Raw genomic sequence first — 25338 nt, 5'->3', positions numbered from 1 at the left:
ATAGGTGAGAGAAATGGTTGATACAACTGCTCAAAAGAAACTCACGCCGGCCGACATTCGCGGCGTATTCCTGCGCTCTAACCTGTTCCAGGGGTCATGGAACTTCGAACGCATGCAGGCGCTGGGTTTTTGCTTCTCGATGGTGCCGGTGATCCGTCGCCTGTATCCGGAAAACAATGACGATCGCAAACAGGCGATCAAACGCCACCTCGAGTTCTTCAACACGCACCCTTACGTGGCGGCGCCGGTGCTCGGCGTGACCATGGCGATGGAAGAGCAACGCGCCAACGGCGCGCCGATCGACGACGGCGCGATCAACGGCATCAAGGTCGGTTTGATGGGGCCGTTGGCAGGCGTCGGTGACCCGATCTTCTGGGGCACCGTGCGGCCGGTGTTCGCCGCGCTCGGCGCCGGCATCGCCATGAGCGGCAGCCTGCTCGGACCGATCCTGTTCTTCGTGCTGTTCAACCTGGTGCGCCTGCTGACCCGCTACTACGGCGTGGCCTACGGTTACCGTAAAGGGGTGGATATCGTCAACGACATGGGCGGCGGTTTCCTGCAAAAACTGACGGAAGGAGCGTCCATTCTCGGCCTGTTTGTGATGGGGGCGCTGGTCAACAAGTGGACGCACGTGAATATCCCGCTGGTGGTGTCCAAGATAACCGACCAGACCGGGCATACCAACGTCACCACGGTGCAGACTATCCTCGACCAGTTGATGCCGGGCCTGGTGCCGTTGCTGCTGACCTTCGCCTGCATGTGGCTGCTGCGCAAGAAAGTCAACGCGCTGTGGATCATCATCGGCTTCTTCGTCATCGGTATCTTTGGCTATTGGATTGGCCTGCTGGGCCTGTAATCGTTCGGAACGGCCGGGGGGCAACCCCCGGCTTTTTTATGTGTGGAGCACGAGATGTCACTGACCGACGCCGTACTGATGCTGTTCATCGCCCTGCTGTTGCTGTATTCGCTGTATGACGAATTCGGCATGGATCTGCTGAAAGGCAAAACGCGGCTCAAAGTGCCGCTCAAACGCCGCAACCGGCTCGACAGCCTGATTTTCGTCGGCCTGATCGCCATTCTGATTTACCGTAACGTCACCACCAACGGCGCGGCATTAACCACTTACCTGCTTATTTCTTTGGCGCTGCTCGCCATCTATATCGCTTATATTCGCTCGCCCAAAATGGTGTTTAAAGCGCACGGTTTTTTCTTCGCCAATGTGTTTGTCGAATATAACCGCATTAAAGCCATGAATTTATCGGAGGATGGCATTCTGGCCATCGACCTGGAACAGCGCCGGCTGTTGGTTCAGGTAACTCACCTGGACGACCTGGAGAAGATTTATCACTTTTTCGTTGATAATCAATAAATAAAAATAAATCCATTCCGTTATCGCTCAAACCCCGCGCTGCTTGTGGACAATTAATCGGCAGCGCCATTTCCTTTCTGACTATTATTTCCGCAACATTGTTACCCCCGGCTACATTATATTCCCGCATGAACTCAGATTAATGAAAACGAGTCTCAATTAAGAGCCAATATTGCCAAAGAATAAGGTTGTCGATGGCTGAAATAATATGGTATGGTTGCGCCGTCATTGGGGAGTAGCCGGTTTCTGGAGAATAAAAACCAGAAACGCCCGTATCAACATACTCGTTTCGCCGTATGAAACGTGGTGCGGGCAGCCAGGTAAGGTTGGCGAGACCATAGACACGTAACTCCGTCGTTTGGTTGGGGGTGGGTTACGTGTATATGGAGCCACCCGGCCGAGGCTATTTCACATGAACCTTTCAGCAACGCTTATTCTCGCTTTCGGCATGTCCATGGATGCTTTCGCTGCTTCAATCGGCAAAGGCGCCAGCCTGCATCAACCCCGTTTTCGCGAAGCGATCCGCACCGGCCTGATCTTCGGCGTGGTGGAAGCGATCACCCCGCTCATCGGTTGGGCCATCGGCCTGTTCGCCAGCCAATACATCATGGAATGGGACCACTGGGTCGCCTTCTCGCTGCTGTTCATTCTCGGCATGCGCATGATCGTCGAAGGGGTGCGCAACAGGCCCGACGAAGAAGAGAAGGTCAAACGCCATGGTTTCTGGTTATTGGTCGCCACCGCCATCGCCACCAGCCTCGACGCCATGGCGATCGGCGTCGGCCTGGCCTTCCTGCAGGTGAATATCGTGCACACCGCGATGGCCATCGGCTGCGCCACCATGATCATGGCGACGCTGGGCATGATGATCGGCCGCTTTATCGGCCCGCTGCTCGGCAAACGCGCCGAGATCCTCGGCGGCGTAGTGCTGATAGGTATCGGCGTCAACATCCTGCTGGAACACCTCGGCTACCTGGCCTGAGGCGACCGAACTGCAAAAAAAACCTGCCGCGGCAGGTTTTTTTGTTTCTGGACGCGCGCCTTTTAAGCACGACGTCGGTACAGCGCCAGGACGAAATCCGTCTCGCACACAAACTCCCCGTCCTCGGCCAACCGCTGTTGCACCTCCGGCGTGGCGCGCCAGGCGAACGGCGTCATCTGCAGCAGGTTGGCGGCCTGCGCGCCCGGCAAGGTCATCGTATAGGCCAGCGCCTCTTTGCGCTCGCAGTCGAACCCATCGAACTGTTCGTCCTGTTCGGCATGCAGCTGCACCTGCTGGTACACCCGCTCTTTCAGCTGGTACAGATGACGTGGGCCCGGCGAAACCGTCACTACCACGCCGCCCGGCTTCACCACCCGCGCCAGCTCCTGCGCCTTGCAAGGGGCGTAGATGCGCAAGACCGCATCCAGCGCCCCGTCGGCGAACGGCAAACGGTGGCTGGAGGCGACGCAGAACGAGACCGCCGGATAACGTTTAGCGGCATAGCGGATCGCCACCTTCGCGACGTCCAGCCCATAGACCGCCATATTGCGCCCCAGGGCCAGCCGTGAGGCCACGGCGGCGGTGTAATACCCTTCCCCACAGCCTATGTCCAACAACGCGCCAGCATCGGCCGCCAGCGCCACATCCAGCCACTCGGCCACCTGCGCTTGCAGCGGCTGATAATATCCGCCGTCAAGAAACACGCGCCGCGCCTGCATCATTTCCGCGCTGTCTCCCGGCTGCTTCGATCGCTTGTGCTGTACCGGCAGCAGATTGACGTAGCCCTCTTTGGCCTGATCGAACTGATGATTGCCGTCGCAACGCCATTGTTGAGATGAAAAATGCAGCGGCTGATGACACAGGGGACATTGATAAGACATGAATGGGCTTCCAGAGAGACAGGGCGCGGCTAGTCTAAAGAAGGCGCCGGTTTGATGCAAGGCGCATCCCCGCTCGCTTTCATCGCCAACAACACCTGGCCAAGCGGGGAAAAAGCTGGCTACACTGAGAGTCTGTTTTCTCACGCAGGTGAAAATAATTTATGAGCGATCGTTCCGCGCTGCTCGATGCGGTGCCCCACATTCAGCACGGCTTCGGCAGCAAACTCGCGCTGCTGCCGGGGCATCTGCTGCCCTACAGCGCCACATTGCCGGAAAAGAAGCAGGTGCATGGCACCCGCATCGTCGATGTGCTGCAACCGGCGCAGACGTGCGGTGAGGCCGATGGCTTCTACACGCGCCAGCCCGGCATTCTGCTCAGCGTGCTGACGGCGGATTGCCTGCCGGTGCTGTTCAGCCGTCGTGACGGCGGCGCCATCGCGGCGGTGCACGCCGGCTGGCGCGGGTTGCTGGACGGTATTCTGGAACAGATGGCGGCCCGCATTCGCCAGGACGGCGACACCGCCGATTGGGTGGCCTCCATCGGCCCCGCCGCCGGCCCGTGCTGTTACGAAGTTGACGAAGCGCTGGTGGAAAACTTTAAACAGCGTCTGCCGCTGCCCGCTACGCTGATCAGCCCGCACTATCGGCATCTGGATCTGGCCGCGATCGCCGAATACAAGCTGACGGCGCTCGGCTTCGCCGCCGTTGACCGCTCAGGCAGTTGCACTATCTGCACGCCGGACGTCGATCCGCAGCGGCCGCAGCGCTTCAAATACACCAGCTATCGCCGCAACAGCCATCGGCGCGCGCAGGATCCGACGCATCCGGGCATTAAAGGCCGCAACCAGTACGCCGGCATCGTCATCGTCGCCGAATGACGGAAACGAAAAAGCCCGCGCGAAGGCGGGCTTTTTGTACAGCTGACGCTGATTAGATAGCAGTAACGTTTACTGCAGATGGGCCTTTCTGGCCATCTTGGATTTCGAACTCAACGTTCTGGCCTTCAGCCAGGGTTTTGAAGCCGTTACCCTGGATTGCAGAGAAGTGTACGAACACGTCTTTGCTGCCGTCAGCCGGGGTGATGAAACCGAAACCTTTAGACTCGTTGAACCACTTAACTTGACCTTTGATCTTTGCCATCTTGAGTATTTCCTTTGGATTGTTTAAACCGCCCGTAGGCGTTACATAGACAAACTAGAGTCGTTACTGCTTGAGGCACTAAGATAAGGATCGGCAGAGAAGCGGTATTCAACGCTAACGTCTTTACTCAGAACTTCTTTACTGAAAATGCCACACATATACAGAACTGTACCTCGTTTTACCCAGATGCGTTATCACATACTCTGTATGCGATGGCAAGCCATTTTTAATCACTGAACGACATGTCGCACATATTTGAAACGGTCGAGAGCCACATTTGCTTAAATAGGCCAAAAGATGTTGAAGCATCGGCTATTTTCTGCTTGCCAAAATCACTGCGCCAGACCCCGCATTCTGCTGGCGTTTTAACAAAACTTTCATCGTATTGACGCCTATCTGCCTCATCATTTCCGCTTTTTTGCCGCTTATAGCGTTAAAAAATTTGAATCTTTATGGAATTTGATATGCAACATTTGAATATCGATGAACGGGGGCCAATTTATTCATCGCTCCTCCGACCATTTACCGCCGGAAAGCCCATTCATCATCGGCTTTCAGCCCTGCCGCCAAACGGCGCGGGCGAGCACGGCGCACGGGCCAGTGGTGACGCATCCGCCCTGCACAACGGATGCATAAACATGCAAAGCGCCGGCACCTCTCCCGCTTGCCGGTGGGTTCATCATAAATAATCCGAATATCATTAACCTCAATAGCCGGAATAGTCTTATCAATAACGAAAGTTCAACGTTGAATTAAATCCTGAAAACAAGGGGGTTATTTGAATCACCACCCGCGCTTATCAATTCGGCTAATTACAACCGCGCTTTCAAACCGTTGGTTTTATTCATCCCGCAGCGCCGCCGGGTGGTGATGAGGTAACGCAGACGGTGAGTCCTGCAACGCGATGCGCTCGCCAATCTTCAGCGGATGGAATTGATGCTGTTCCAGCCCCGCTTCACTCAACGCCAGGTTCAACTGCTGCGGCGGCTCGTCCAGCGATTCATCCGCCAATTCGAACACCCCCCAATGAATGGGAATGGCGCGCGGCTGATTCAGTTGACGGTACAGCGTCACCGACTGCTGCGGATCCATATGCTGCTCCTGCATAAACCAGCGCGGCGCATAGGCGCCGATGGGCAGCGCCGCCACGTCGAACGGCCCCAGCCGTTGACCGATCTCCGCCAGCCGTTCCGAATAGCCGCTGTCGCCGGAAAAATAAAACCGCAGCGCCGGATGGTGGATCACCCAGCCGCACCACAGCGAGCGATTGCGATCCCACAGCGTGCGCATGCTCCAGTGCCGCGCCGGCGTGGCGTAGACCGTCAGCTCGCCCAACGGCAGACTCTGCCACCAGTCCAGCTCATGCACCTTCAGCCGATAACGGCGGAACCAGCGCTTCAAGCCGAGCGGCACGATGAACTCGGCCTGAGGGAAACGCCGCGCCAATTGCCGCACCGTGCGCCTGTCAAGGTGGTCATAATGGTTATGGGAGATCAGCACCGCATCCACCGCCGGCAGTTGCTCCACCGTCAGCGGCGGCGGCGTTCTGCGCTTCGGGCCGTAAAAGCTCAGCGGCGATGCGCGTTGGGACAACACCGGATCGATCAGGATATAGCGCCCGCTCAACCGCAGCAGCATCGAGGCATGCCCCAACCACCAGACGCTGTCGCCACTGCCGCTGAGATCGGCCGGCTGCCACCAGCGTTCGGTAAATTGCGCGTAGCCCTGCTGCGGCGGCTTGGGCAACCCCTGGCGCTTGCGCTCATCTTGCCAACGTTGAAGATCCCCCTCCTGACGCCGCGAAGGTTCCGGGTTGCGAAATCCCTCCGGCGTGTGATGCGCCTTGGCCGCGTCGTAATAACGGTTGATTCTTTTCATCCAGCGTCTTCTCCCGACCCTCAGCGCCCTGCACGGGCATGACTTTCAGTGTAACAAACCCGATGAAGCTCGCACTTCGTCAGCCGTGCGCTGCATTGAGGGAGCTTTTGCCGTATGCTGTTGTCTCACTTCGGTGAGACAGCCAGGGCCGCCAAGAGCCCGTTAAGACTCTCTTAAGAACTTTGTGATTGACTTGTAGGGCATACAGAAAAGGAGAAGTTATGAGTCGTTCGACATCCCGCAAATCAGGCGCAGGCCTGGGGCGCCGTATTCGCAGCGCGCTGCTGGCGCAGAAGCAATACTGGAAAATGTATTTCGCCATGAAGCTGCGCCGCGTGCGCGTGCCTGCACCGCTGGTGCTGCTTGGCGGTTCGCTGCTCGGGTTCTTCATGCTGACCCTGCTGATGCTCAGCGTGGTGACCATCGACGTCATCAGCACCCTGCTGCTGCTGTGCCGGAAACTGCTGGGACGGGGTGACGGTGAGGGGCGCGCCTTTATGCCGCGCAGCTGACGAGAAGAGCGCGGAGGCGCAATACGCCTCCGCGCGCAGATTAACGCTTGGCGCCTTTGCGGCGCGTCAGCATGAACCCGCCCCACAGCACTGCAACCCACACCGGCATCAGCAGCACCGAAATGCGGATCCCTTCGCTGAAATACATAATCACTAAAATCAGGCCGAGGAACGCCAGGCACAGATAGTTGCCGAACGGATACCACAGCGCCTTAAAGCTCGGAATGACGCCCTGACGGTTCTTCGCCGCACGGAATTTCAGGTGCGCCAGGCAGATCATCACCCAGTTGATCACCAGGGTGGACACCACCAGCGCCATCAGCAGCTCAAACGCCTTGCCGGGCATCAGATAGTTGATCAGCACGCCGATCGAGGTAATCAGCGCCGACAGCGCGATGGACAGCACCGGCACGCCGCGCTTGTTGACGCGCGTCAGCGCTTTCGGCGCATTGCCCTGGCTGGCCAGCCCGAACAACATGCGGCTGTTGGCGTAAACGCCGCTGTTGTAGACCGACAATGCGGCGGTCAGCACCACCACGTTGAGCACCGTCGCCACCAGATTGCTGTTCAGCGCATGGAAGATCAGCACGAACGGGCTACCGCCCTCCACCACTTGCCCCCACGGATAAAGCGAGAGCAGTACGGTCAGCGAACCGATATAGAAAATCAGAATGCGGTACACCACCTGATTGGTCGCTTTAGGAATGCTGCGACGCGGATCGGCGGCTTCCGCCGCGGTGATGCCCACCATCTCCAGCCCGCCGAACGAGAACATGATCACCGCCATCGCCATCACCAGCCCCGAGAAGCCGTGCGGCATAAAGCCGCCCTGCTGCCACAGGTTGGTGATGCTGGCCTGTGGCCCGCCGTTGCCGCTGGCCAACAGCCAGGCGCCAAACACGATCATGCCGACAATCGCCACCACCTTGATGATGGCGAACCAAAACTCGGTTTCGCCGTACAGGCGCACGTTCACCAGGTTGATCAGATTGATCAACACAAAGAACAGCGCGGCGGACGCCCAGGTGGGGATCTCTGGCCACCAGTACTGAATGTAGATGCCGACGGCGGTCAATTCCGCCATGCCGACCAGAATGAACATCGCCCAGTAGTTCCAGCCGGAAAGGAAACCGGCGAAATCACCCCAATATTTATAGGCAAAGTGACTGAAAGATCCGGCGACCGGCTCCTCCACCACCATTTCGCCCAGCTGGCGCATGATCAAAAACGCGATAAAACCGCCGATGGCGTAGCCCAACAGCACGGCGGGGCCGGCCATTTTAATGGTTTGCGCAATGCCGAGAAATAAACCGGTGCCGATGGCGCCCCCGAGGGCAATAAGCTGTATGTGTCTGTTTTTTAATCCGCGTTTTAGCGGGGTATCCTGATGCTGACCGCCCATCTTATCCTCATATGGCGTACCTCATTGCCGTTATCGGCCAAGATTTCACCAATCAATAAATGTATCTGCGGGCGGCTTTTTAACACTTAACCCCGTGAGCATCAAGGAGTAGCGCCCCGAGACGGCAGACCGGAGCGCGATTTTTTAACCGAGGGAGAGCGGGTAACGTCGGCGTTCAGCCAGGCATACCGCACAGTTTGGTCAGGTTGCGCGCGCCGATCATCAGCGTGGCGACATAAGATTGGCGACGCGTAACCACTTCCACCGCCACGCGATCGTTTTGATATTTTATCAGATAGGTCGAGGGCCAGCCCTGACGGCGCTGGCCGAAGCTTTCGGCATGACGATCGATCGCCGCATGGGCAATCACCAGATGAGACAAGTTTTTATCACCTTTGATAATGCGCTTCATAAACAGCCTCCGCCAACGACAGCTCTGTTATTAGAAAAAGGAGAAACTCTTACCAATCACCGGTATTTTTGCGAATCAGTTAGCCTGTCGGCTCATCAGAAAACAGATCATCGCCGCGCGCAGCGGGCTGGCGCTGTCGGCCTGCCATTCACCGCCCTGGGTGCTCATGCGCGCCTGCCACTGTGGGCTGTCGCTGTGGTTGTCGGGGTTCAGACTGATTTTGTTGGCGCAAATGATCGGCCAGGCGTCGGAGGGATTCTTGCAGTAATCTTTACCTTTCACGCCGCCGTAGGGATACCACTTGTCCGGGTTCTCCCCGGTCAGCAGCGCAATGCTGCGGTTCACTTCGGCATCGCTTTCTTCGTACCATTAATCATCGGCTTTATCCATCTTTTGTAAGGTTCGCGCTACATTACGATGTCTGTAAGACAGTTTTATGACAGCGTCGCCGGTTTTCACATTATCTGCACTAATGTTTCGCCCCCTTTAACTTTTCTCCCCTTCTGCGTACACTTTTCGTCTGTTTAGCGCCCAGGAAACGCACGCATGTTGACCGGCCTCAACCACCTGACGCTCGCCGTCAGCGATCTCGATCGCAGCTTCGATTTTTACCGTCATCTGTTGGGGTTTACCCCTCACGCCCGCTGGCAAGGCGGCGCCTATCTGTCGTTGGGGGCGTTGTGGCTGTGCCTGTCATTGGATGAGGCCCGCACGCAACCACGGGCGCGTGATTACACCCATTACGCCTTCAGCGTCGCGCCGGAACACATTGAACGGGTCAGCGAGCGGCTGCGCCAGAGCGGCGCAGAAGAGTGGAAAAACAATCGCAGCGAGGGCGAGTCGCTCTATTTTCTCGATCCTGATGGGCATCAGTTGGAGATCCATGCCGGCGATCTGGCCAGCCGCCTGGCGGCATGCCGGGAAAAACCGTATCAGGGCATGGTATTTTACTGAAGCGCCCCGGCGGCGCAGCGCCGGCCGGAGCAGGGTGTTCAACGTTCGGGGATAAAACCTTTAAAATCCAGCGCGGGGCTGAGATCGTCGTCATCAGCATCGCCGCCGTCGGCGCGAGCGCTGTGCGCCAAACGCTTCAACAGCGCCGTTTGTTGACGTTGCTGCTCGGCAATTTCCTGCAGCAGGCGAATCTGCTCGTTGGCGCGCACGCTGGCGCGGTTCACCAGGAACCAAACCCAGAGCCCCACCAGCAACGCCACGGCGGCGAGAGCCAACGACAACAGGCCGTTCTGGCCAAAACCTAAATCGTACATGGACAACCCTATCTACTGCGAAATTCAGGCCGCCATCTTAACACTCGCGGCGGCCGGGCGAACATCCCTGCCAAAAATTGCTTACCAGGGTACGAAGCGCGTCACCGAACAGATGCCCAGCGCAAAATTTCCACCATCGTCGCAATAGCTGTCCAGCGCCAACAGGTAGAAAAACAGGCAGGCAGCGACGGCCGTCATTATCACGAGGATTTTTTTTCGCAACAAATTTAGCAGCCTCATTGTTATCAGGATGGTCTATCGCGCATGTTATCACAGCAAAGTTAAACGAAGTTTAACTTGTCGTTTAGATTTCTGGCTATCGCCCGGTTTTCAGACTGTTACCCTTGCCCTCGCGCTGGCGCCGTGGCTAGATGAACCCTCAGGGATAACGAGGAAACGCAATGAGCAGACTGATTAAGTGGGTACTGGTATTGGCGGTCATTTACGGCGGCTTTTTGATCTCGGGCTACGGCGTGCTGATCGGCAGCAACAAGAACGTCGGCGGATTGGGATTGCAGTGCAAATACCTGACGGCGCGCAACGTGGCGATCGCCCAGTACGTCAATGGCGACAACGGTTTCATCGGCGTGACCGACTGCCCGCTGTTCAAGAAAATCGAAACGGTGGTGGATTAACCGCCACCGCCCGACGCCGTCGCTCTGCGGCGGCTCCGCCTCAATCGCGGGTAAACTTCAACTCGATCAGCGCAATCGCCTTGTCAATCGCTCTGCGGGTCACCGGATCGGCGCCGGCGGGATGCGTGGAGAAATCGATGCTTTTGAGCTGGCCCGCCATCTTGTCGCGCACTTCGGTCGGCGCAATCACGTCGATAACGTCCAGAATCTGTTTAATGACCAGTTGGCAAGCGACCAGATCGGAAGCCAATTCCTGCTCGTTGCTCAGCATGTCAGACATAATAACTTTCCCTCTTGATTCAAACGCCGCACAGAATAGCATGCCGCCTGCGCCATTGCCCGCCCTCCCCGCCTTTTTCCCCATTCTGCGCACCGCCGGGCAAAAGCCCGCGGCAGATTAGCCTATACTTGCAGCATGACGGTGATAAAAACATCCGTAACCTAAGCCACAACCAACAGGAGATAGTTATGGCGAATCACAATGTGAAATCCTGGGCAACAGTGCGTGAAACTTCGGTGGAAATTGCCGAAGCTATTTTTGAACTGGCAGGGAACGATGAAGTGTTGGCGCAGAAGATCTGGGAAGAAGGCAGCGATGAAGCGCTGGAAAAGGCTTTTGCCAAAACCACCGCAGACCAGCTTTATTGGGGAGAGGAAACCGTCGAGCGTAAAAACGTTTAAGCCGCCAGGCAACAAAAAGCCCGGGTTTCTGGCCCAGGCTTTCCCGATTAGCGCTCACCCCGCTCAGCGGCGTGCATCTCTGCTTGCTCTCACGGTTCTTCACCTCCCACACCTTCCGCATTTTTCATGCTCATCACCGGCGTCGCCATAAAAGCGCCGACGCCCACGATTACAACCAGAGTAATAACCACTGTCATTAACATGCGATCACCCCATCAACGTTGAGTTGTTACGGCTGACTCTGTTTTGGCGGTTCTTGCTGCGGTCTGCTCCGCGTCACCCACCGCGGCGGCGACAGTCTCAGATTAGCCGTTTTTCCTTTCGGCTGACAAGCGGCGGTTCAACGGTTTTTCCGAATCATGCCCCGTCATCGGCGGCGTTTTTTGTCCGCGGCGGCAAGTTGTGTATACTTCACCGCTATGTAGATCTCACACTGACGCACTGATGATACAAGAACACCATCTCTCATTGGTCTGCGCCCTCAGCAAATGGGTCGAAACTCACCTCGGACGAGTGATCCATCTCGAAGAGCTGGCCGAGTACTCCGGCTACTCGCTGTGGCACATGCAGAAGCTGTTCAAAGAAGCGACAGGGATTTCGCTGGGCAAATACATTCGTGAACGCCGTCTGGCCGGCGCGGTCTATCAACTGCGCAGCAGTGAAGCGTCGATTTTCGATATCGCCCTGGACTTTGGCTTCGGCTCACAGTCCCACTTCACCTACATGTTCAGAAAGCGTTTTAATATCACGCCTTACGATTTCCGCCAGGATCTGAGCGTCGATCTGCACATCGATCCGCCGCTGCACGTCATTCACCAAAAATCCGCCTGATTTTCGCCCGCCGTCAACCGGCGGGTTAACGCGCGCCCCAGACCGCCAGCAGCGCGATCGCGGCCGGCAACGCCTGCACCCACAGGATCTTGCGGCTGGCGGTCAGCCCGCCGAACACGCCGGCCGCCAGCACGCAGCCGAGAAAGAACAGCTGCAGCGCCACATCTTCACGCCAATAGCCCCATACCAAGCCCAGCGCCAGAAAACCGTTATACAGCCCCTGGTTGGCGGCCAAGACCCGCGTGGCTGCGGCGAACTCCGCCGTCGTCCCGAATGCTCGCCTGCCGATCGGCGCGCGCCACAGGAACATTTCCAATACCAGGATATAAAGGTGGAGCGCCGCGATAAGCAGCAGAACAATGTCGGCAATGAGCTTCATGATTATCCAAATAGCGAAATGGGGATGCCGTCAAGTATAAGTGATGAGTGAATATCGCTCACCATCCAAGATAAAAAAACCCGCCGAAGCGGGTTTATGCAGGAGTCATTTTTTGAGGTTAGTGTAATACGGCAACCAACAATGCCGCGACAGAGACCCAAAACAGCGCCGTGGCAACCACGACATGGGACAGTCTTGCACGATAAAGAACTTGGCTCATAATGACCTCACTGACATCAGACTAACGGGAGACAACCTGACTTCCTGAGGATTATCCTAATCTTCTTCCGTTTATCATTATATGCGTCAGATCACTATTTCGTTGAGAAACTTTATATTGTCGTGAAGCTGGAGCCGCGATCACATTTATTGCGCGTTATTAGAGCGAAATAAGTCGAATAATCTCGGCGATTATATCCTAACGCTATCAAACACCGCTCCACGGCAGGCGTGGCGCGGCCATGCGCTCACCGGAATAACCGCTGACCGCCGGAAAACGATCCGTTTCCTGCTCCCACTCGCGCTGAGCCTGAATAATTTCCGCTTTGGTATGGCCAACGAAGTTCCACCAGATAAGGATCTCTTCATTTAACGGCGCTCCACCGATTAATAATCCCCGGCTGCCCTTCTCTGCATTTAACTCAATAGAGTTATTACCCATGCCTAAATAGGCGAATGCGTCAGGTGAAAATGTTTCACCATTAAGTTCAAATGCACCAATTAGGGGCAAAAAGCCGATTTCATAATCATCGCGCAGCGGCAATTGCGCCGTCGCCGCCTCTTGCCATTCCATTTCAATGGCGATTAATGGCGAAAGAGTAAACACCGGTGAACGATAAGCGCCAAATTCCCCGACCAGCAAACGGTGATTCACGCCGTTATTCCGCCACTGCGGCAAATCGGGATAATGATCGAATCGCGGCGCCATGTCGGCATATTCGGCCGGCAACGCAATCCACAATTGTGCGGCGTGCAGTCGTCGGTCCTCGCCCACCGACTGTTCCGTATGCGCGATGCCGTGCCCTGCGGTCATCAGATTGACCTGCCCCGGACGGATCAACTGTTCGCTGCCGAGGCTATCGCGGTGCAGCACCTCACCCTCGATCATCCAGGTAAAGGTTTGCAGACCGGTGTGCGGATGCGGCCCTACGTCCATGCCGGGCGCGGTGCCGTTGAATACCGTCGGGCCGGCGTGATCGAGAAAACACCAGGCGCCGACGGTGCGCCGCTCCCGGGTTGGCAACGCGCGGTTGATAGGAATACCGCCCACTTCGGCATTGCGCACGGCAATGCGCTGGATCTGGCGCGCGCCGTCAACGACAGGGCACTCGCGTGAGGGTGAAAAATGCGCAGGACGTGACTGACTCATCGCAAAGACCTCCTGAATGGCGCCGATTCGCCAAGGATAATCGCCCCAGCTTAGCACAGGACAACGCCCCCTGGAGAGCGACGACGCTCAGCCGCGCTCACGCGGATTAAGGTGTTTTGATGTAGCAGCTTTTAATATCGATATCGTCGTGGGCATGCCTGAGATCGGAGAAATAAGTCACTCCGAAGAGAATCGACACGACCAGCAGTACAGAAACCAACAGGCCGATAATCGCCAACAGTTTGGTTTCATCGTGGAGATTGGGCTCCATTTTCTCTCCCCTAGTTAATGACGTCAGGTCAGCCACAACGTGACCGCCAACGTAAAAATGATCAGTGAGCAGGACGCAATCGCCAAAACGACGATCGCAAATTGCGCATCACCCAAGGTTTCTCTGTAGTTTTTATCCGTCAAGGCGTTACGCTGCTGTTTCACTAAATCGGCTTTCACTCGTTCAACTGCTGCATTGCTGTTTGATGGGGCAAGACACCCCCTCAGAATGGGGGAGCGAAATCCCCCTTCGGCTGCTCAGTCCGCAACCGGGCCATGACGCTACCAACTTTCCCCCCCAGGGTCAACACCGCCGCCGCGGGCCGGCGAGCGCAGGCACACGGTATGTGTAACTTTTATTTAGAGGGAAGGGAAATAAGAGATGCTTATAGCGGAAGCAAAAAAAAGCCCGGCACATCGCCGGGCCAGGGGAGACAGAGGCGTTATTGCGGGATACGCAGCACCTGTCCCGGATAGATCTTGTCCGGGCTCGACAGCATCGGCTTGTTGGCTTCGAAAATTTTATTGTAGAGATTGGCGTTACCGTACATCTCTTTGGAGATTGCGCTCAGCGTATCGCCCTTCTTCACGGTATAGAAGCGGCTCTCGGCGTCGGATTGCGCTACCGCCACCTTGTCTTCCACACCGCTGATGCCCGCTACGTTGCCGATAGCCACCAGAATCTTCTCTTTCAGCTCCTGGCTGACGGCATCGCCGGTCACCACCGCTTTCCCATCGACCACCTGCACATTGACTTTGTCGGTGCCCGGCAGGCCGCTCTTATCGAGATGCTCCTTGAGTTTGGCGCTTTGATCTTCGGCGGAGGCATTGCCGGTGACTGTGTCCCACAGTTTTTCGCCCGCTTCTTTGACAAAGTTAAACAAGCCCATATTCACTCCTTTTGATGGTTGCACTAATGCGTTGATGTAAGGCTTGTTAAGCTTAGCATCGTCAAAAGGATCTGCCATCCGCTCTCGCCCCCAGAAACGGCTGGAGAATTCCGAAAGTGCCGTCTGCGGCGCCTCGTTGGCGTTTTATCGCGCAATGATGCTGAAAAATCGCGCTTTTTTACCTACACTGTTGCAGACAAGGCGGCTCGACGAAGGAGGCTGCAAGATGTACGCATTGGTGATGTTTGTCTGTTATCTGGATGGCGGCTGCAGTGAAATGGTGGTAGACATATTGCGCGACGAACCGCAATGCCTGGTGGCGATGAAGGAACAGAACCTGCGTCACGCCGGCTGTTATCCCATGGAAGAATTTATTGACGGCTTCTGGTTGCCGGCCAGCGAATACTCGGATTTTTGATCCCCTCCCCGCCTGATGCTGAGGAATTTCTGATTTCATCGGAAACTGCATCTTCCTCCGAGGCACAAGGCCGCTGTTTTGCTAAATTGCGGCTCCCGAAGAAGAAAGACAGAGAAAGGTCATGTCAGCATCGGCTCATTCCAACGAGCAATATGAAATTCTGCTGCGCAACGTCAGTCTGGCGTTAGGCGACGCAGTGTTGCAGTTAATCAAAAACCATAAAAAGGTATCCGGCGGCAATATTCTTTCGCAGCTGGTGACAGAGATAGAGCGAGAGCAGGATCAGCAGCGGTTTGCCGCGCTGCGTTCGGCCATCGAGCTGGTGGGGTTGGCGCCAAAAGGCTGAGCGCGCGATACAAACGAAGGCAGGGCTTGCGCCCTGCCTGATTACCGATCCCGACACAGGATGAGGGTAATGAGAGAAACTTAGAAGCGATAGGTCAGGTTGACGGCAACGATGTCGTCGGTGTTCAGCTTCAGTTTGTTGTCGTCGTTCAACTGGTTGATCTTGTAGTCGACGTAGGTGTACATGTTCTTGTTGAAGTAGTAAGTCGCGCCCACTTCCACGTATTTCACCAGATCGACGTCGCCAATCCCTTCAATATCCTTGCCTTTCGACTGCACGTAGGCCAGAGACGGACGCAGACCGTTTTCGAACTGGTACTGGGCCACAACTTCGAAGTTCTGCGTTTTGTTGGCGAAGCCGGAAGTGCCATTGACGCTGATCGGCGTCATGTTGCGGGTATCGGCATACATGGCCGCCAGATAGACCTGGTTGGCGTCATATTTGATTGCGGTGGTCCAGGCGGTGGCCTTGTCGCCTTTACCGTACTGCAACGCTTTCTGATCGCCGGTGCGGCTGGAGTCGGAGAACGCCGCCGCAACGCCGATGCCGCTGCCGCCGATGTCCTGATAGTCCAGAGACATGCCGTAACCGTCGCCGTTTTGCTTGGTTACGCTGCGCTTGTCTTCGTTGTTTTTGCCCTGATACTGCAACGCCAGGTTCAGGCCTTCCACCAAACCGAAGAAGTCACGGTTGCGGTAGGTCGCCAGGCCGTTGGAGCGCGCGGTCATGAAGTTGTCGGTATAGCTGTAGGAGTCGCCGCCGAATTCCGGCAGCATGTCAGTATAAGCTTCAGCGTCGTACACCACACCGTAGTTACGGCCGTAGTCGAACGAGCCATAGTTGGCGAACTTCAGGCCGGCGAAGCCCAGACGGGTTTTGGTGCCGGTGGTGCCCTGCGCTTCATCGTGGTTGGCCTGAACGTTGTATTCCCACTGGCCGTAACCGGTCAGCTGATCGTTGATCTGGGTTTCGCCTTTAAAGCCCAGACGAACATACGTTTTATCTCCGTCTTCACTTTTATCTTTACTGAAAACGTGTTTGGCCGAAACGCGGCCGTACAGGTCGAGTTTATTGCCATCTTTATTGTAGATTTCAGCCGCGTTGGCGAAGGAGGTGACCGCCCCAAGGGCGACAGCTAAGGCTAATACACTGCGTTTCATCATTTATTTTCCTAGATATTATAATTAGAACCCTGCCCGTCACGCCCAATTTATAATTTGGGCTGTGATTTTATCTTTTGGTATTTTATGAGCTCCCCTAATGCTGGGGTGATGTGACATTAGCATCATGAATCAAAACTTAAAATCAAAAAGTTCATGAAACAACGAGGAGAAAGCATGTTTATTTGTAACCATATATTTCAAAAAAGAGAATGCATAAACCATTGAATATAAGAAATTTTTATCACATAACTTATAACCAAAACGGTGCAACGCACCAATTTAGTGCATTTTGGTTTCGTTTTGCGTGCTTTCTGCGCGATTCAAAAGTAACAACAACATTAGCATGGTTATTAAAAACGTTACTTATTTCACATTTTTATCTTAACAAAGTCACCAGGCAATTAAGGCTTTCCGATAACGGCTGAATACGGCCTTTATTCATTCACGTAAAGAAATCCCTATAGGACGAATAAAATTCGATTTATGGCCATTTAAATAGCGGGAAATAGCAGATTAAAATAATGAAAGGAATAAACGGCAGCGCGCTGACGGCGCCGCCGAGGATAAATCAATACAACGTAGAACGGGAAACTTCGCTCAACAGCATGCCGGCGCGCAGGCCCAGCGCCACAGTGGGGTTAGGAAACAGTATCCACGCGCCCTCTTCGCCAACGCGATACTCCTCCTGCGGCTGCTCGCACAGCAACATCCCCGGTTTCAACTCGGTGAAGTTGGCGGTGTCATCATCCAGATGCAGCTTGAAATCCTCGCTGTGTTTGATCAACGAGTGCATCACACGGAATACCCGGATCGCCTCGCCCGCGCGCTCCGGCAACGGCCCCTCGCTGACCGCCGCCCGCAGAGCGCGATCGATGGCGGCGAACTGCTGCAGCTCGTTGCTGCCGAACGGCCGCGCCTTGCCCAGCTCGAGCGTACAGCTCGCCGCATTGAGATGCTCGCTGGAATAGTGGCTGAAAGTCCCGCCCGGCGCACTGTGTACCACCAGCGCATCCAGATCGGCGGCATCCAGCAGCTTTAGCATCGGTTCGCTGTACGGGCGCTTCTGGAAGGGCAAAATGCCAAAGCGCGGCAAATGCGACTCGCGAATGGCGGTGTGCAGATCGTAATGGAAACGCGCCGCCTGTTCGCCATCAAAAAAGGCGGCGAGCGTGCGCTCCAACTGCTGGGCGCGCGCGGTTTCCCCGCTGGCGGCGAAGTTGCGGTAGCGGCCGCCGAACATGCGGTTCATGTCGCTGTGCAGATAGCGCTTGCCCGCCCGCATCGCCGCCGGGTTGCCCAGCACCACCAACAGCCGCACCGTCAGCGGTAACCGGCCGGCAAGGAGATCGCCGACCAGTTGATTGAGCAGTTCAATCGGCGCGGTTTCGTTGCCGTGTACGCCCGCCGACACCACCAACGCCTGGCGATAACGCTGCCGCGGCGTGAGCTCCAACACCCCTTCCCCCAGCCAACGCCAGCGCAGCTGCGGCGTTTCGCCCTGCCATTCGGCGGGTTCTTTCCCCTCCAGCGTCAGGGGCAGTAGATCGATCATGCAGCCTCCCTTAACGTTGGAACGGATAGATGGACCCGAGACCGAGGATCGACGTCAGCGAATCCAACGCCTCGCGCCCTTCGCGCAGCAGCAGCGGATCGGCCAGGTCATCCTGCGTCAGGCGATCGCGGTAATGACGATCCACCCACTCGTTCAGCGTCGCGAACAGCCGATCGTTCATCATGACGCGCGGGTTCACCGCCCGCAGCTCTTGATCGTTGAGCGCCACCCGCAGCCTCAGGCAGGCCGGGCCGCCGCCGTTGCGCATGCTTTCGCGCAAATCGAACACGCGGATTTCATCAATCGGGCCGCCACTGCCGACCATCTCGTTCAGATAACGCCACACGCCGACATGCTGGCGCGACTCTTCCGGCACCACGATCATCATCTTGCCGTTCCGCTTGGTGAGAATTTGGCTGTTGAACAGATAAGTCGCCACCGCGTCCGCCACCGAGACGCGCTCCGTCGGCACTTCGATCGCCACCAGCTCGCTGTCCAGCGTCGCCATCTTGCGGCGCACTTCATCCAGCGCCTGTTGCTGGCGGTAAAACGCCTGCTGGTGGTGGAACAGCACGTTCTGGTTGCTGACCGCAATCACGTCGTTATGGAACACGCCCTGGTCGATCACCGCCGGATTTTGCTGCACGAAGACCGTATGCTGCTCGTCCAATTGGTGCAGGCGAGCGATCGCCTCACCGGCTTCGCGCGTCTGGCGCGCAGGATAACGCGCCGGCGCCGTTTCGCCGCCAAACTCCTGGCGACCGTAAACGAACACCTGCACGCTGCGCCTGGCATAATCGCCGCCCAGCCGGTTATGGTTGGCCGCCCCTTCGTCCCCGAACAACGCCACCTGCGGCAGCGCTTCATGGTGGGCGAAATGCCGGTCGTCGTTAAACATCGCCCGCAAAACGTCGGTGGTCGTTTCCGCTTCAATGGCGCGGTGGAATTTATTGTTCAGGTTAGCGGCGGTGAAATGCACCTTGCCGTCTGCGCTGTCCGCCGAGGGGGACACCGTGGCCGCATTGGCGGTCCACATGCAGGACGCCGAGCTGAGCGCCGACAGCAAACGCGGCGATTGACGCATCGCCTGCGCCAGCACCGCCTCATCGCTGCCGCTGAAACCCAGGCGCCGAAGCATCGGCAAATGCGGCCGCTCCTGCGGCGGTAATACCCCTTGCTGGAAACCGAGATCGGCCAGCGCCTTCATTTTCAGCAGACCCTGCTTCGCCGCCAGCTTCGGGTTCGATACGCTGTTTTGATGCTGCGTAGAGGCCTCGTTACCGAACGACAGCCCGGCATAGTGGTGCGTCGGCCCCACCAAACCGTCGAAATTGACTTCATATCCTGACATGGCTATCCCCTGGGGATGGCCTGCGGCGACGCCATGACGCCGCCGCAGACGATTAACGGAACGACAAGCCCGGCGAGAGCGTCGCCGGCAGCGACAGGCTTTCGCTTTCCAGCGACGCCATCGGCCAGGCGCAATAGTCCGCCGCATAGAAGGCGCTTGGGCGATGGTTGCCGGAAGCCCCCACGCCGCCGAACGGCGCCGCGCTGGACGCCCCGGTCAACGGCTTGTTCCAGTTGACGATGCCGGCGCGCGCTTCCAGCAGCAGCCTCTCGAACAGCTCACGCTGCGGCGAGACCAATCCCACCGACAGGCCGTAGCGCGTTTGGTTGGCGAGCCGCAGGGCCTCGTCGAAATCGCGGTAACGCACGATCGTGGTCAACGGCCCGAAGTACTCTTCGTCCGGCACGCCGGCCACGCCGGTCAGCTCGATGATGCCCGGGCTGAGCAGCGAACTGCCCGGCTCCAGCAGACGCATGGCCAGCAGCGATTTACCGCCCAGCGCCAGCAAGCGCTGCTGCGCTTTCAGCATGTTTTCCGCCGCGGCCGCCGACACTACGCCGCCCATGAACGGCTGCGGTTCGGCATCCCAACGGCCGACGCGCAGCTCGCCCGCCACCTGAACCAAACGCGCGATAAAGGCGTCGCCTTCCGCCCCCTGCTTAACCAAAATGCGGCGTGAACAGGTGCAGCGTTGGCCGGCGGAGATAAACGCCGACTGGATAGCCAGGTTGACCGCCGCGTCGCGATCCTCGAAACCATCGACGATCAGCGCGTTGTTGCCGCCCATCTCCAGCGCCAGGATCTTCTCCGGCTGCCCCGCCAATTGGCGATGCAGGTGGTAACCGGTGCCGGCGCTGCCGGTGAACAACAGGCCGTCGATATCCGCACTGGCGGCCAGCGCCTCGCCGGTTTCCCGGCCGCCCTGCACCAGATTGATCACCCCGTCCGGCAGACCGGCCTTCAGCCACAGCTTCAGGGTCTCCTCGGCGGTCAGCGGCGTCAGTTCGCTCGGCTTGAATACCACGCAGTTTCCGGCCAACAGCGCCGGCACGATATGGCCGTTCGGCAGATGGCCGGGGAAGTTGTAAGGCCCGAACACCGCCAGCACGCCGTGCGGGCGATGGCGCAGCACCGAAGCGCCGTCGGCCATCGCCGTCTGGCTAAAACCGGTGCGCGCCTGATAGGCCTGCAGTGAAATGCCCACCTTGCCGATCATCGCCTGAATTTCGGTCAGGGTTTCCCAGCGCGGTTTGCCGGTCTCGCGGCTGATGGTTTCCGCCAGCGACTGTTTATGTTCTTCCAGCAAAGCGGCGAAGCGTTTCACCAGCTGTTCGCGCTGCTCGAACGGCGTACGTGCCCAGCCGGGGAATGCGGCGCGCGCGGCTTCGCAGGCGGCGGCGACGTCATCGGCGTCGGCGGCGTTGGCGCGCCACAGCGGCTGATTGCCGACCGGATCGGCCTTGCCGAACTCCGCGCCGCGGCCCTGCCGCCAGACGCCGTTAATCAACAGTGCAGGATGGGACATCATGCTTTCTCCTGTGCAATAAGGGGGAGTACCCGCACCGGGCTGCCCTGCTCGACGCCCAGCGCCGCAGCGGTGGCGGCGTTGATATGCAGGCGGTCGTCATACAGATCGGCATTGACCAGCAGTGCGCGGTAATTCTGATAGTTGTCGTTGGCGACCAGATGGACCGGCGCATTGGCGCACATCGGCGTGTCATCCAGCACCACTTTGACCAGGCGGCTCTGCTTCACCGCACGGATGTGGTCGATTTCGGCTTCCAGCGTCGGGCCACCGTCGAAGATATCGACGTAGCCCTGATAGCTCAGGCCTTCCGCCTCCAGCAGGCGCGCGCCGGCAGGGTTTGCGGGTGCACTTCACCGATCACCTTCTGCGCGTCTTCGGCCAGGAAATCGACATACAGCGGATGTTTCGGCATCAGTTCGGCGATAAACGCTTTTTGTCCGGTGCCGCTCAGGTAGTCCGCCTTGGCGAATTCGATGGAGAAGAAACGGTGGCCGACGCTCTCCCAGAACGGCGAACGGCCGTTTTCATCGGAGAAACCGCGCATCTCGGCGATCAGACGGCGGGAGAAGCGTTCACGGAACGCGGCGATAAACAGGAAACGCACCTTCGACAGCAGCTTGCCGTTCTCGCCGTGACGATAGTCCGGATCGAGGAACAGCGTGCACAGTTCCGAATGCCCGGTATGGTCGTTGCTGAGGAACAGCGTCGGCACCGATTTATAGACGTTCAGCTGTTTGGAAGCGTGCACCTGCGTGCCGACGCGGAAGCTGTACCAGGGTTCCGCCAGGCCGACGGCCACTTCGATCGCGCAGACCCCCACCGCCTGCCGGCGCTCGCTGTCTTCCAACACGAACAAATAACACTGGTCACTTTGCGGAAGTTCGCCTTGCCAGGTTTTTAACGCCCGCTCAATGCGTGCCGACAGGGTATCTTCATTTTGCGGCAGCGACGTGAGACCGATACCGGATTTGCCGGCAAGCGTCAGCAAATCCGCCAAATCGCGGCGCTCTATAGGGCGAATAATCATCATAATGCGAACCTCTTCTGAATCAGGCTGCGCCGATGAAGGCGCAGCCCGCTGATTAGCTGCAAATGCGCGCCACGGCGCGCGCGAATCGCGCCAGCCCCTCTTTCACATCCTGCTCAGGGATGATCAGCGACGGCGTGAAACGCACCACGTCCGGGCCGGCGATCAGCGCGATAACGCCTTCTTCGTTGGCCAGTTGGGTGATCTGCTTCGCTTTGCCGGCATAGTCTTTCTTCAGTTGGCAGCCGATCAGCAAACCGCCGCCGCGAATCTCGGCGAAGATCGGATACTGACGGTTGATGTCGTTCAACCCGTCGATGAACCACTGGTGGCGCTGCTTAACGCCTTCCAGCACTTCCGGGGTATTGATGATGGAGAACACTTCCCCCGCCACCGCCGTCGCCAGCGGGTTGCCGCCGTAGGTGGTGCCGTGAGTGCCGACACCCAGCGTTTTCGCCAGCGCATCGGTGGTCAGCATGGCGCCGATCGGGAAGCCGCCGCCCAGCGCTTTCGCGGTGGTCAGCACGTCCGGCACCACGCCGTACTGCATATAGGCATACAGGTGGCCGGTGCGGCCGACGCCGGTCTGCACTTCGTCGAAGATCAGCAGCGCGTTATGGCGATCGCACAGTTCACGCAGCCCCTGCAGGAAACTGGCTTCCGCCGGCAGCACGCCGCCTTCGCCCTGGATAGGCTCGACGATCACCGCGCAGGTGCGATCGTTGATAAGCTCGGCCGCCGCGGCCAGATCGTTATACGGCGTATGGGTGATACCGCCCGGCAGCGGCGCAAAGTCCTGCGAATATTTTGGCTGGCCGCCGGCGGACACGGTAAACAGCGTACGGCCGTGGAACGCGTTGTTGAACGCCACAATCTGATCTTTACCGGCGCCGTGCTGGTCGTGCGCATGTTTGCGCGCCAGTTTCAGCGCCGCTTCGTTGGCTTCTGCGCCCGAGTTACAGAAAAACACCTTGTCGGCGAACGTGGCGTCGATCAGTTTTTTGGCCAGGCGCAGCACCGGTTCGTTGGTATAGCCATTGCCCAGATGCCACAGTTTGCCCGCCTGCTCCACCAGCGCCGCCTTGACCGCCGGGTGCGCATGGCCCAACGCGTTAACCGCGATGCCGCCGGCGAAATCGATGTAAGACTTACCCTGTTGATCCCACACCTGCGATCCTTCACCCCGCACCAGAATAAAATCGGCAGGGGCATAAACCGGGACCATCCAGTCATCAAAAGACTGGCGGGTAACTGCGATTGGCTGTTCCATAGTGACCTCATAATCTCAGCAAAGGCTGAATTTTGACTGTAAGGACCGCGCAAGCCCGGCTAGGCCGCCACAATGCAAAAAAACCGCTGTTCAAAACCGACTTTCCCGGCGGAGAAAATGCTGTCTCTCACCGCTGATTTAGAAACAAATCTGTTACATAAAATCGGTTTTTCACTATTTATGGCGCTTATCCGGTCCCTGAGCGGGGAGTAAATGTTAACGAGCAGTTAAAATACATGTCGTTTGATAAAGAGTGTAGAGCAGCTATCGTGCCAAAACGGGATTTTTGCCGGATTTTGCTATTTTTTACGTTAAAACAACGGCTTATAATGCATATTTATTCATTTTATATGCATTTGCAATGCATAATTTAAAAAATAAGGCCTAAAATCATCATTGCTCGCGAAATCCTATTCAATTGCGAAAAACTTCAGGATTTCTGATCGCGCTCGCAAAAATAATTTCATCCGATTTGCTCGCCATCACACTTTTTGCCCCAACCCGGTGCAGCGCTGCGCCAGGATCGGGCAATGCGGCGACGAAACGCCTATTCCATCGGCAGCACCCCGGAAAACGAACCGCGCCGATCGCCGCCGGCCGTGGCTCCCGCTTTATGCGCCAACGACTACACTGTGATTCTGACCGCACTTTTTCTTCTGCGCACAAGGAGTCACCATGCCCAAACGAACCGTCGATCTCAGCCGGCCTCTCCTCCAGCACGACATCCGCGCGTTTCTCGAGACGCTGAATGCCGCCGGCGGTAAACCTATGGAACAAATGAAGCCCAAAGAGGCGCGCAGAGTTTTGGAAGCGGCGCAGCGCAGCGTAGACGTGCCGCTGCGCGAGGTGGAGATCAGCGAGAAAACCATTCACGTAGAGGGCCAGGATATTCTGCTGCAGCTGGTGCGGCCGGCCAGGGTCAAGGAGACATTGCCGGTATTCATGTTCTTTCACGGCGGCGGCTGGGTGCTGGGCGATTTTCCCACCCATGAACGGCTGGTGCGCGATCTGGTTTACAGCTCCGGCGCGGCGGCGGTGTTCGTCAACTACCCCCGCTCACCGGAAGCGCACTATCCGCAGGCGATCAATCTGGCTTACGCCGCCACGGAATGGGTGGCCGAATATGGCGAAAAAATCAACGTCGACGGTTCACGGCTGGCGGTGGTCGGCAACAGCGTCGGCGGCAATATGGCGGCGGTGGTCAGCCTGATGGCCAAAGAGAAAGGCCTACCGGCATTGCGTTGCCAGATCCTGCTGTGGCCCGTTACGCACGCCCATTTTGATACCGATTCCTATCATCAGTTCGCCGAAGGCCATTTCCTGACCCGCAATATGATGAAGTGGTTTTGGGACAGCTATGCGCCCGATAAGGCGCAGCGCAAAGACATCTACGCCTCGCCGCTCAACGCTACGCCGGAACAGCTGCGGGGCTTGCCGCCGGCGCTGGTGCAGACCGCCGAACTGGACGTGCTGCGCGATGAGGGCGAAGCCTACGCGCGTCTGCTCGACGCCGCCGGCGTCGAGGTCACCTCCACCCGCTACAACGGGCTAATCCACGACTACGGCCTGTTGAACCCGCTCGCCCACGTCCCGGCGGTGCATTCGGCGATCCACCAGGCCGGGCGCGCGTTGAAACACTACCTGTCCTGACGCTAACAGACCAGGTGGCAAGCCACCTGATGACCGGGCGCCACGCTGCGCAGCTGCGGCGCCTGTTCGCGGCACTGCGCCGTGGCCAGCGGGCAGCGGGGATGGAACGGCAGCGCGCGGCGGGTTGGCGGGGT

Annotated in this window: 32 protein-coding genes, 2 pseudogenes and 1 riboswitch; of the genes and pseudogenes, 12 read left to right on the top strand and 22 right to left on the bottom strand. The window is 57.6% G+C overall.

Annotated features, from left to right (window positions below; translation table 11 throughout):
• Positions 1-13: 13 nt before the first annotated feature.
• The 3 genes from ITX55_RS00165 (at position 14) to mntP (ending at position 2351) form a co-directional block, all read left to right on the top strand.
• Complete coding sequence (locus ITX55_RS00165; RefSeq protein WP_033634889.1) at positions 14-856, top strand: PTS mannose transporter subunit IID; 843 nt, start codon at positions 14-16, stop codon at positions 854-856.
• 54 nt (positions 857-910) lie between these two features.
• Positions 911-1369 (top strand): DUF986 family protein, encoded by a 459-nt coding sequence (locus ITX55_RS00160; RefSeq protein WP_033643385.1) that lies wholly within the window; start codon positions 911-913, stop codon positions 1367-1369.
• A 218-nt stretch (positions 1370-1587) separates the two neighbouring features.
• Positions 1588-1774, top strand: a riboswitch (yybP-ykoY riboswitch).
• A 7-nt stretch (positions 1775-1781) separates the two neighbouring features.
• Entirely contained in the window at positions 1782-2351 is a 570-nt protein-coding gene (gene mntP / locus ITX55_RS00155) for a manganese efflux pump MntP (protein ID WP_025159822.1), read from the top strand.
• 62 nt (positions 2352-2413) lie between these two features.
• Here mntP and rlmA read toward each other — a convergent pair whose 3' ends face one another.
• Positions 2414-3232: a 23S rRNA (guanine(745)-N(1))-methyltransferase gene (gene rlmA, locus ITX55_RS00150; RefSeq protein ID WP_223084690.1), complete on the bottom strand. Its 819-nt coding sequence runs from the start codon at positions 3230-3232 to the stop codon at positions 2414-2416.
• A gap of 161 nt (positions 3233-3393) precedes the next feature.
• On the opposite strand from rlmA, the gene pgeF reads away from it, so the two are divergent.
• Positions 3394-4110, top strand: coding sequence for a peptidoglycan editing factor PgeF (gene pgeF, locus ITX55_RS00145; protein ID WP_033643387.1), 717 nt, complete (start codon positions 3394-3396; stop codon positions 4108-4110).
• Between the two features lie 52 nt (positions 4111-4162).
• On the opposite strand, the gene cspE is transcribed toward pgeF, so the two are convergent.
• The 3 genes from cspE to ITX55_RS00130 all read right to left on the bottom strand — a co-directional run bounded on the left by cspE (position 4163) and on the right by ITX55_RS00130 (position 6250).
• Positions 4163-4372, bottom strand: coding sequence for a transcription antiterminator/RNA stability regulator CspE (cspE, locus tag ITX55_RS00140; protein ID WP_002221949.1), 210 nt, complete (start codon positions 4370-4372; stop codon positions 4163-4165).
• Between the two features lie 41 nt (positions 4373-4413).
• A complete protein-coding gene (locus tag ITX55_RS00135; RefSeq protein ID WP_002211058.1) occupies positions 4414-4530 on the bottom strand; it encodes a DUF2627 domain-containing protein in 117 nt (38 codons plus the stop codon).
• Between the two features lie 682 nt (positions 4531-5212).
• Positions 5213-6250 carry an MBL fold metallo-hydrolase gene (locus ITX55_RS00130; RefSeq protein ID WP_223084669.1) on the bottom strand — a complete coding sequence of 346 codons (1038 nt, stop codon included), beginning with the start codon at positions 6248-6250 and terminating at the stop codon, positions 5213-5215.
• A 221-nt stretch (positions 6251-6471) separates the two neighbouring features.
• Between ITX55_RS00130 and ITX55_RS00125 the strand changes: the two genes are divergently transcribed.
• Positions 6472-6762 (top strand): hypothetical protein, encoded by a 291-nt coding sequence (locus tag ITX55_RS00125; protein WP_033643389.1) that lies wholly within the window; start codon positions 6472-6474, stop codon positions 6760-6762.
• 40 nt (positions 6763-6802) lie between these two features.
• Here ITX55_RS00125 and ITX55_RS00120 read toward each other — a convergent pair whose 3' ends face one another.
• The 3 genes from ITX55_RS00120 to ITX55_RS00110 form a co-directional block, all read right to left on the bottom strand.
• Positions 6803-8164, bottom strand: a complete 1362-nt coding sequence (locus ITX55_RS00120) for an amino acid permease (RefSeq protein WP_033643390.1) — start codon at positions 8162-8164, stop codon at positions 6803-6805.
• 175 nt (positions 8165-8339) lie between these two features.
• Positions 8340-8576 (bottom strand): DUF4060 family protein, encoded by a 237-nt coding sequence (locus ITX55_RS00115; RefSeq protein ID WP_025303167.1) that lies wholly within the window; start codon positions 8574-8576, stop codon positions 8340-8342.
• Positions 8577-8651: 75 nt separating this feature from the next.
• Positions 8652-8921, bottom strand: a complete 270-nt coding sequence (locus ITX55_RS00110; protein WP_223084668.1) for a phage protein NinX family protein — start codon at positions 8919-8921, stop codon at positions 8652-8654.
• A 201-nt stretch (positions 8922-9122) separates the two neighbouring features.
• On the opposite strand from ITX55_RS00110, the gene fos reads away from it, so the two are divergent.
• A complete protein-coding gene (fos, locus tag ITX55_RS00105) occupies positions 9123-9530 on the top strand; it encodes a fosfomycin resistance glutathione transferase (RefSeq protein WP_089191911.1) in 408 nt (135 codons plus the stop codon).
• 38 nt (positions 9531-9568) lie between these two features.
• Here fos and ITX55_RS00100 read toward each other — a convergent pair whose 3' ends face one another.
• The gene (locus tag ITX55_RS00100; protein WP_033643394.1) at positions 9569-9844 is read right to left on the bottom strand and encodes a YebO family protein; all 276 of its coding nucleotides are present in this window, start codon (positions 9842-9844) and stop codon (positions 9569-9571) included.
• Positions 9845-9925: 81 nt separating this feature from the next.
• Positions 9926-10084, bottom strand: a complete 159-nt coding sequence (locus ITX55_RS00095) for a PhoP/PhoQ regulator MgrB (protein ID WP_004927688.1) — start codon at positions 10082-10084, stop codon at positions 9926-9928.
• A 161-nt stretch (positions 10085-10245) separates the two neighbouring features.
• On the opposite strand from ITX55_RS00095, the gene ITX55_RS00090 reads away from it, so the two are divergent.
• Positions 10246-10479, top strand: a complete 234-nt coding sequence (locus tag ITX55_RS00090; RefSeq protein WP_033643398.1) for a YobH family protein — start codon at positions 10246-10248, stop codon at positions 10477-10479.
• A gap of 40 nt (positions 10480-10519) precedes the next feature.
• On the opposite strand, the gene ITX55_RS00085 is transcribed toward ITX55_RS00090, so the two are convergent.
• On the bottom strand, positions 10520-10759 hold the full coding sequence (locus ITX55_RS00085; RefSeq protein ID WP_033643399.1) for a DUF2766 family protein: 240 nt from the start codon (positions 10757-10759) through the stop codon (positions 10520-10522).
• Between the two features lie 188 nt (positions 10760-10947).
• Here ITX55_RS00085 and ITX55_RS00080 point away from each other — a divergent pair, with 188 nt between their 5' ends.
• The gene (locus tag ITX55_RS00080) at positions 10948-11160 is read left to right on the top strand and encodes a YccJ family protein (protein WP_004927694.1); all 213 of its coding nucleotides are present in this window, start codon (positions 10948-10950) and stop codon (positions 11158-11160) included.
• 444 nt (positions 11161-11604) lie between these two features.
• Positions 11605-11991 (top strand): helix-turn-helix domain-containing protein, encoded by a 387-nt coding sequence (locus ITX55_RS00075; protein WP_004927697.1) that lies wholly within the window; start codon positions 11605-11607, stop codon positions 11989-11991.
• Between the two features lie 25 nt (positions 11992-12016).
• Here ITX55_RS00075 and ITX55_RS00070 read toward each other — a convergent pair whose 3' ends face one another.
• From ITX55_RS00070 to lysM, 5 genes are all read right to left on the bottom strand, one after another.
• Entirely contained in the window at positions 12017-12370 is a 354-nt protein-coding gene (locus ITX55_RS00070) for a DUF1304 domain-containing protein (protein WP_046687262.1), read from the bottom strand.
• Between the two features lie 427 nt (positions 12371-12797).
• The gene (locus ITX55_RS00065) at positions 12798-13739 is read right to left on the bottom strand and encodes a pirin family protein (protein WP_197752104.1); all 942 of its coding nucleotides are present in this window, start codon (positions 13737-13739) and stop codon (positions 12798-12800) included.
• Between the two features lie 106 nt (positions 13740-13845).
• Positions 13846-14010, bottom strand: coding sequence for a hypothetical protein (locus ITX55_RS00060; protein WP_162837199.1), 165 nt, complete (start codon positions 14008-14010; stop codon positions 13846-13848).
• A 23-nt stretch (positions 14011-14033) separates the two neighbouring features.
• Positions 14034-14189 (bottom strand): hypothetical protein, encoded by a 156-nt coding sequence (locus ITX55_RS00055; protein WP_162882310.1) that lies wholly within the window; start codon positions 14187-14189, stop codon positions 14034-14036.
• A gap of 263 nt (positions 14190-14452) precedes the next feature.
• Positions 14453-14899, bottom strand: coding sequence for a peptidoglycan-binding protein LysM (lysM, locus tag ITX55_RS00050; RefSeq protein WP_015378169.1), 447 nt, complete (start codon positions 14897-14899; stop codon positions 14453-14455).
• 226 nt (positions 14900-15125) lie between these two features.
• On the opposite strand from lysM, the gene ITX55_RS00045 reads away from it, so the two are divergent.
• A complete protein-coding gene (locus ITX55_RS00045) occupies positions 15126-15317 on the top strand; it encodes a YebW family protein (protein WP_004934567.1) in 192 nt (63 codons plus the stop codon).
• Positions 15318-15438: 121 nt separating this feature from the next.
• Positions 15439-15663 (top strand): biofilm development regulator YmgB/AriR family protein, encoded by a 225-nt coding sequence (locus ITX55_RS00040; protein WP_033643403.1) that lies wholly within the window; start codon positions 15439-15441, stop codon positions 15661-15663.
• Between the two features lie 80 nt (positions 15664-15743).
• Here ITX55_RS00040 and ompC read toward each other — a convergent pair whose 3' ends face one another.
• The 6 genes and pseudogenes from ompC to ITX55_RS00010 form a co-directional block, all read right to left on the bottom strand.
• On the bottom strand, positions 15744-16826 hold the full coding sequence (ompC, locus tag ITX55_RS00035; RefSeq protein ID WP_046896651.1) for a porin OmpC: 1083 nt from the start codon (positions 16824-16826) through the stop codon (positions 15744-15746).
• Positions 16827-17394: 568 nt separating this feature from the next.
• A complete protein-coding gene (gene astE / locus ITX55_RS00030; protein ID WP_213587640.1) occupies positions 17395-18378 on the bottom strand; it encodes a succinylglutamate desuccinylase in 984 nt (327 codons plus the stop codon).
• Positions 18379-18388: 10 nt separating this feature from the next.
• Entirely contained in the window at positions 18389-19729 is a 1341-nt protein-coding gene (gene astB, locus ITX55_RS00025) for an N-succinylarginine dihydrolase (RefSeq protein WP_147880038.1), read from the bottom strand.
• 52 nt (positions 19730-19781) lie between these two features.
• On the bottom strand, positions 19782-21254 hold the full coding sequence (gene astD / locus ITX55_RS00020; RefSeq protein WP_046896729.1) for a succinylglutamate-semialdehyde dehydrogenase: 1473 nt from the start codon (positions 21252-21254) through the stop codon (positions 19782-19784).
• Positions 21254-22287, bottom strand: a pseudogene (astA, locus tag ITX55_RS00015) (arginine N-succinyltransferase). The gene astD and the pseudogene astA overlap by 1 nt, the downstream one beginning before the upstream one ends.
• A 52-nt stretch (positions 22288-22339) precedes the next feature.
• Positions 22340-23554, bottom strand: a complete 1215-nt coding sequence (locus tag ITX55_RS00010) for an aspartate aminotransferase family protein (protein WP_015378175.1) — start codon at positions 23552-23554, stop codon at positions 22340-22342.
• 675 nt (positions 23555-24229) lie between these two features.
• Between ITX55_RS00010 and ITX55_RS00005 the strand changes: the two genes are divergently transcribed.
• Positions 24230-25204: an alpha/beta hydrolase gene (locus ITX55_RS00005; RefSeq protein ID WP_033643407.1), complete on the top strand. Its 975-nt coding sequence runs from the start codon at positions 24230-24232 to the stop codon at positions 25202-25204.
• 2 nt (positions 25205-25206) lie between these two features.
• On the opposite strand, the pseudogene ITX55_RS23935 reads toward ITX55_RS00005, so the two are convergent.
• Positions 25207-25338, bottom strand: a pseudogene (locus tag ITX55_RS23935) (oligopeptide/dipeptide ABC transporter ATP-binding protein); the annotation flags it as partial.

The sequence above is a fragment of the Serratia sp. EWG9 genome (assembly GCF_019913725.1).
Taxonomy (GTDB): domain Bacteria; phylum Pseudomonadota; class Gammaproteobacteria; order Enterobacterales; family Enterobacteriaceae; genus Serratia; species Serratia ureilytica.
This window is presented reverse-complemented; position numbering and strand designations above follow the sequence as displayed.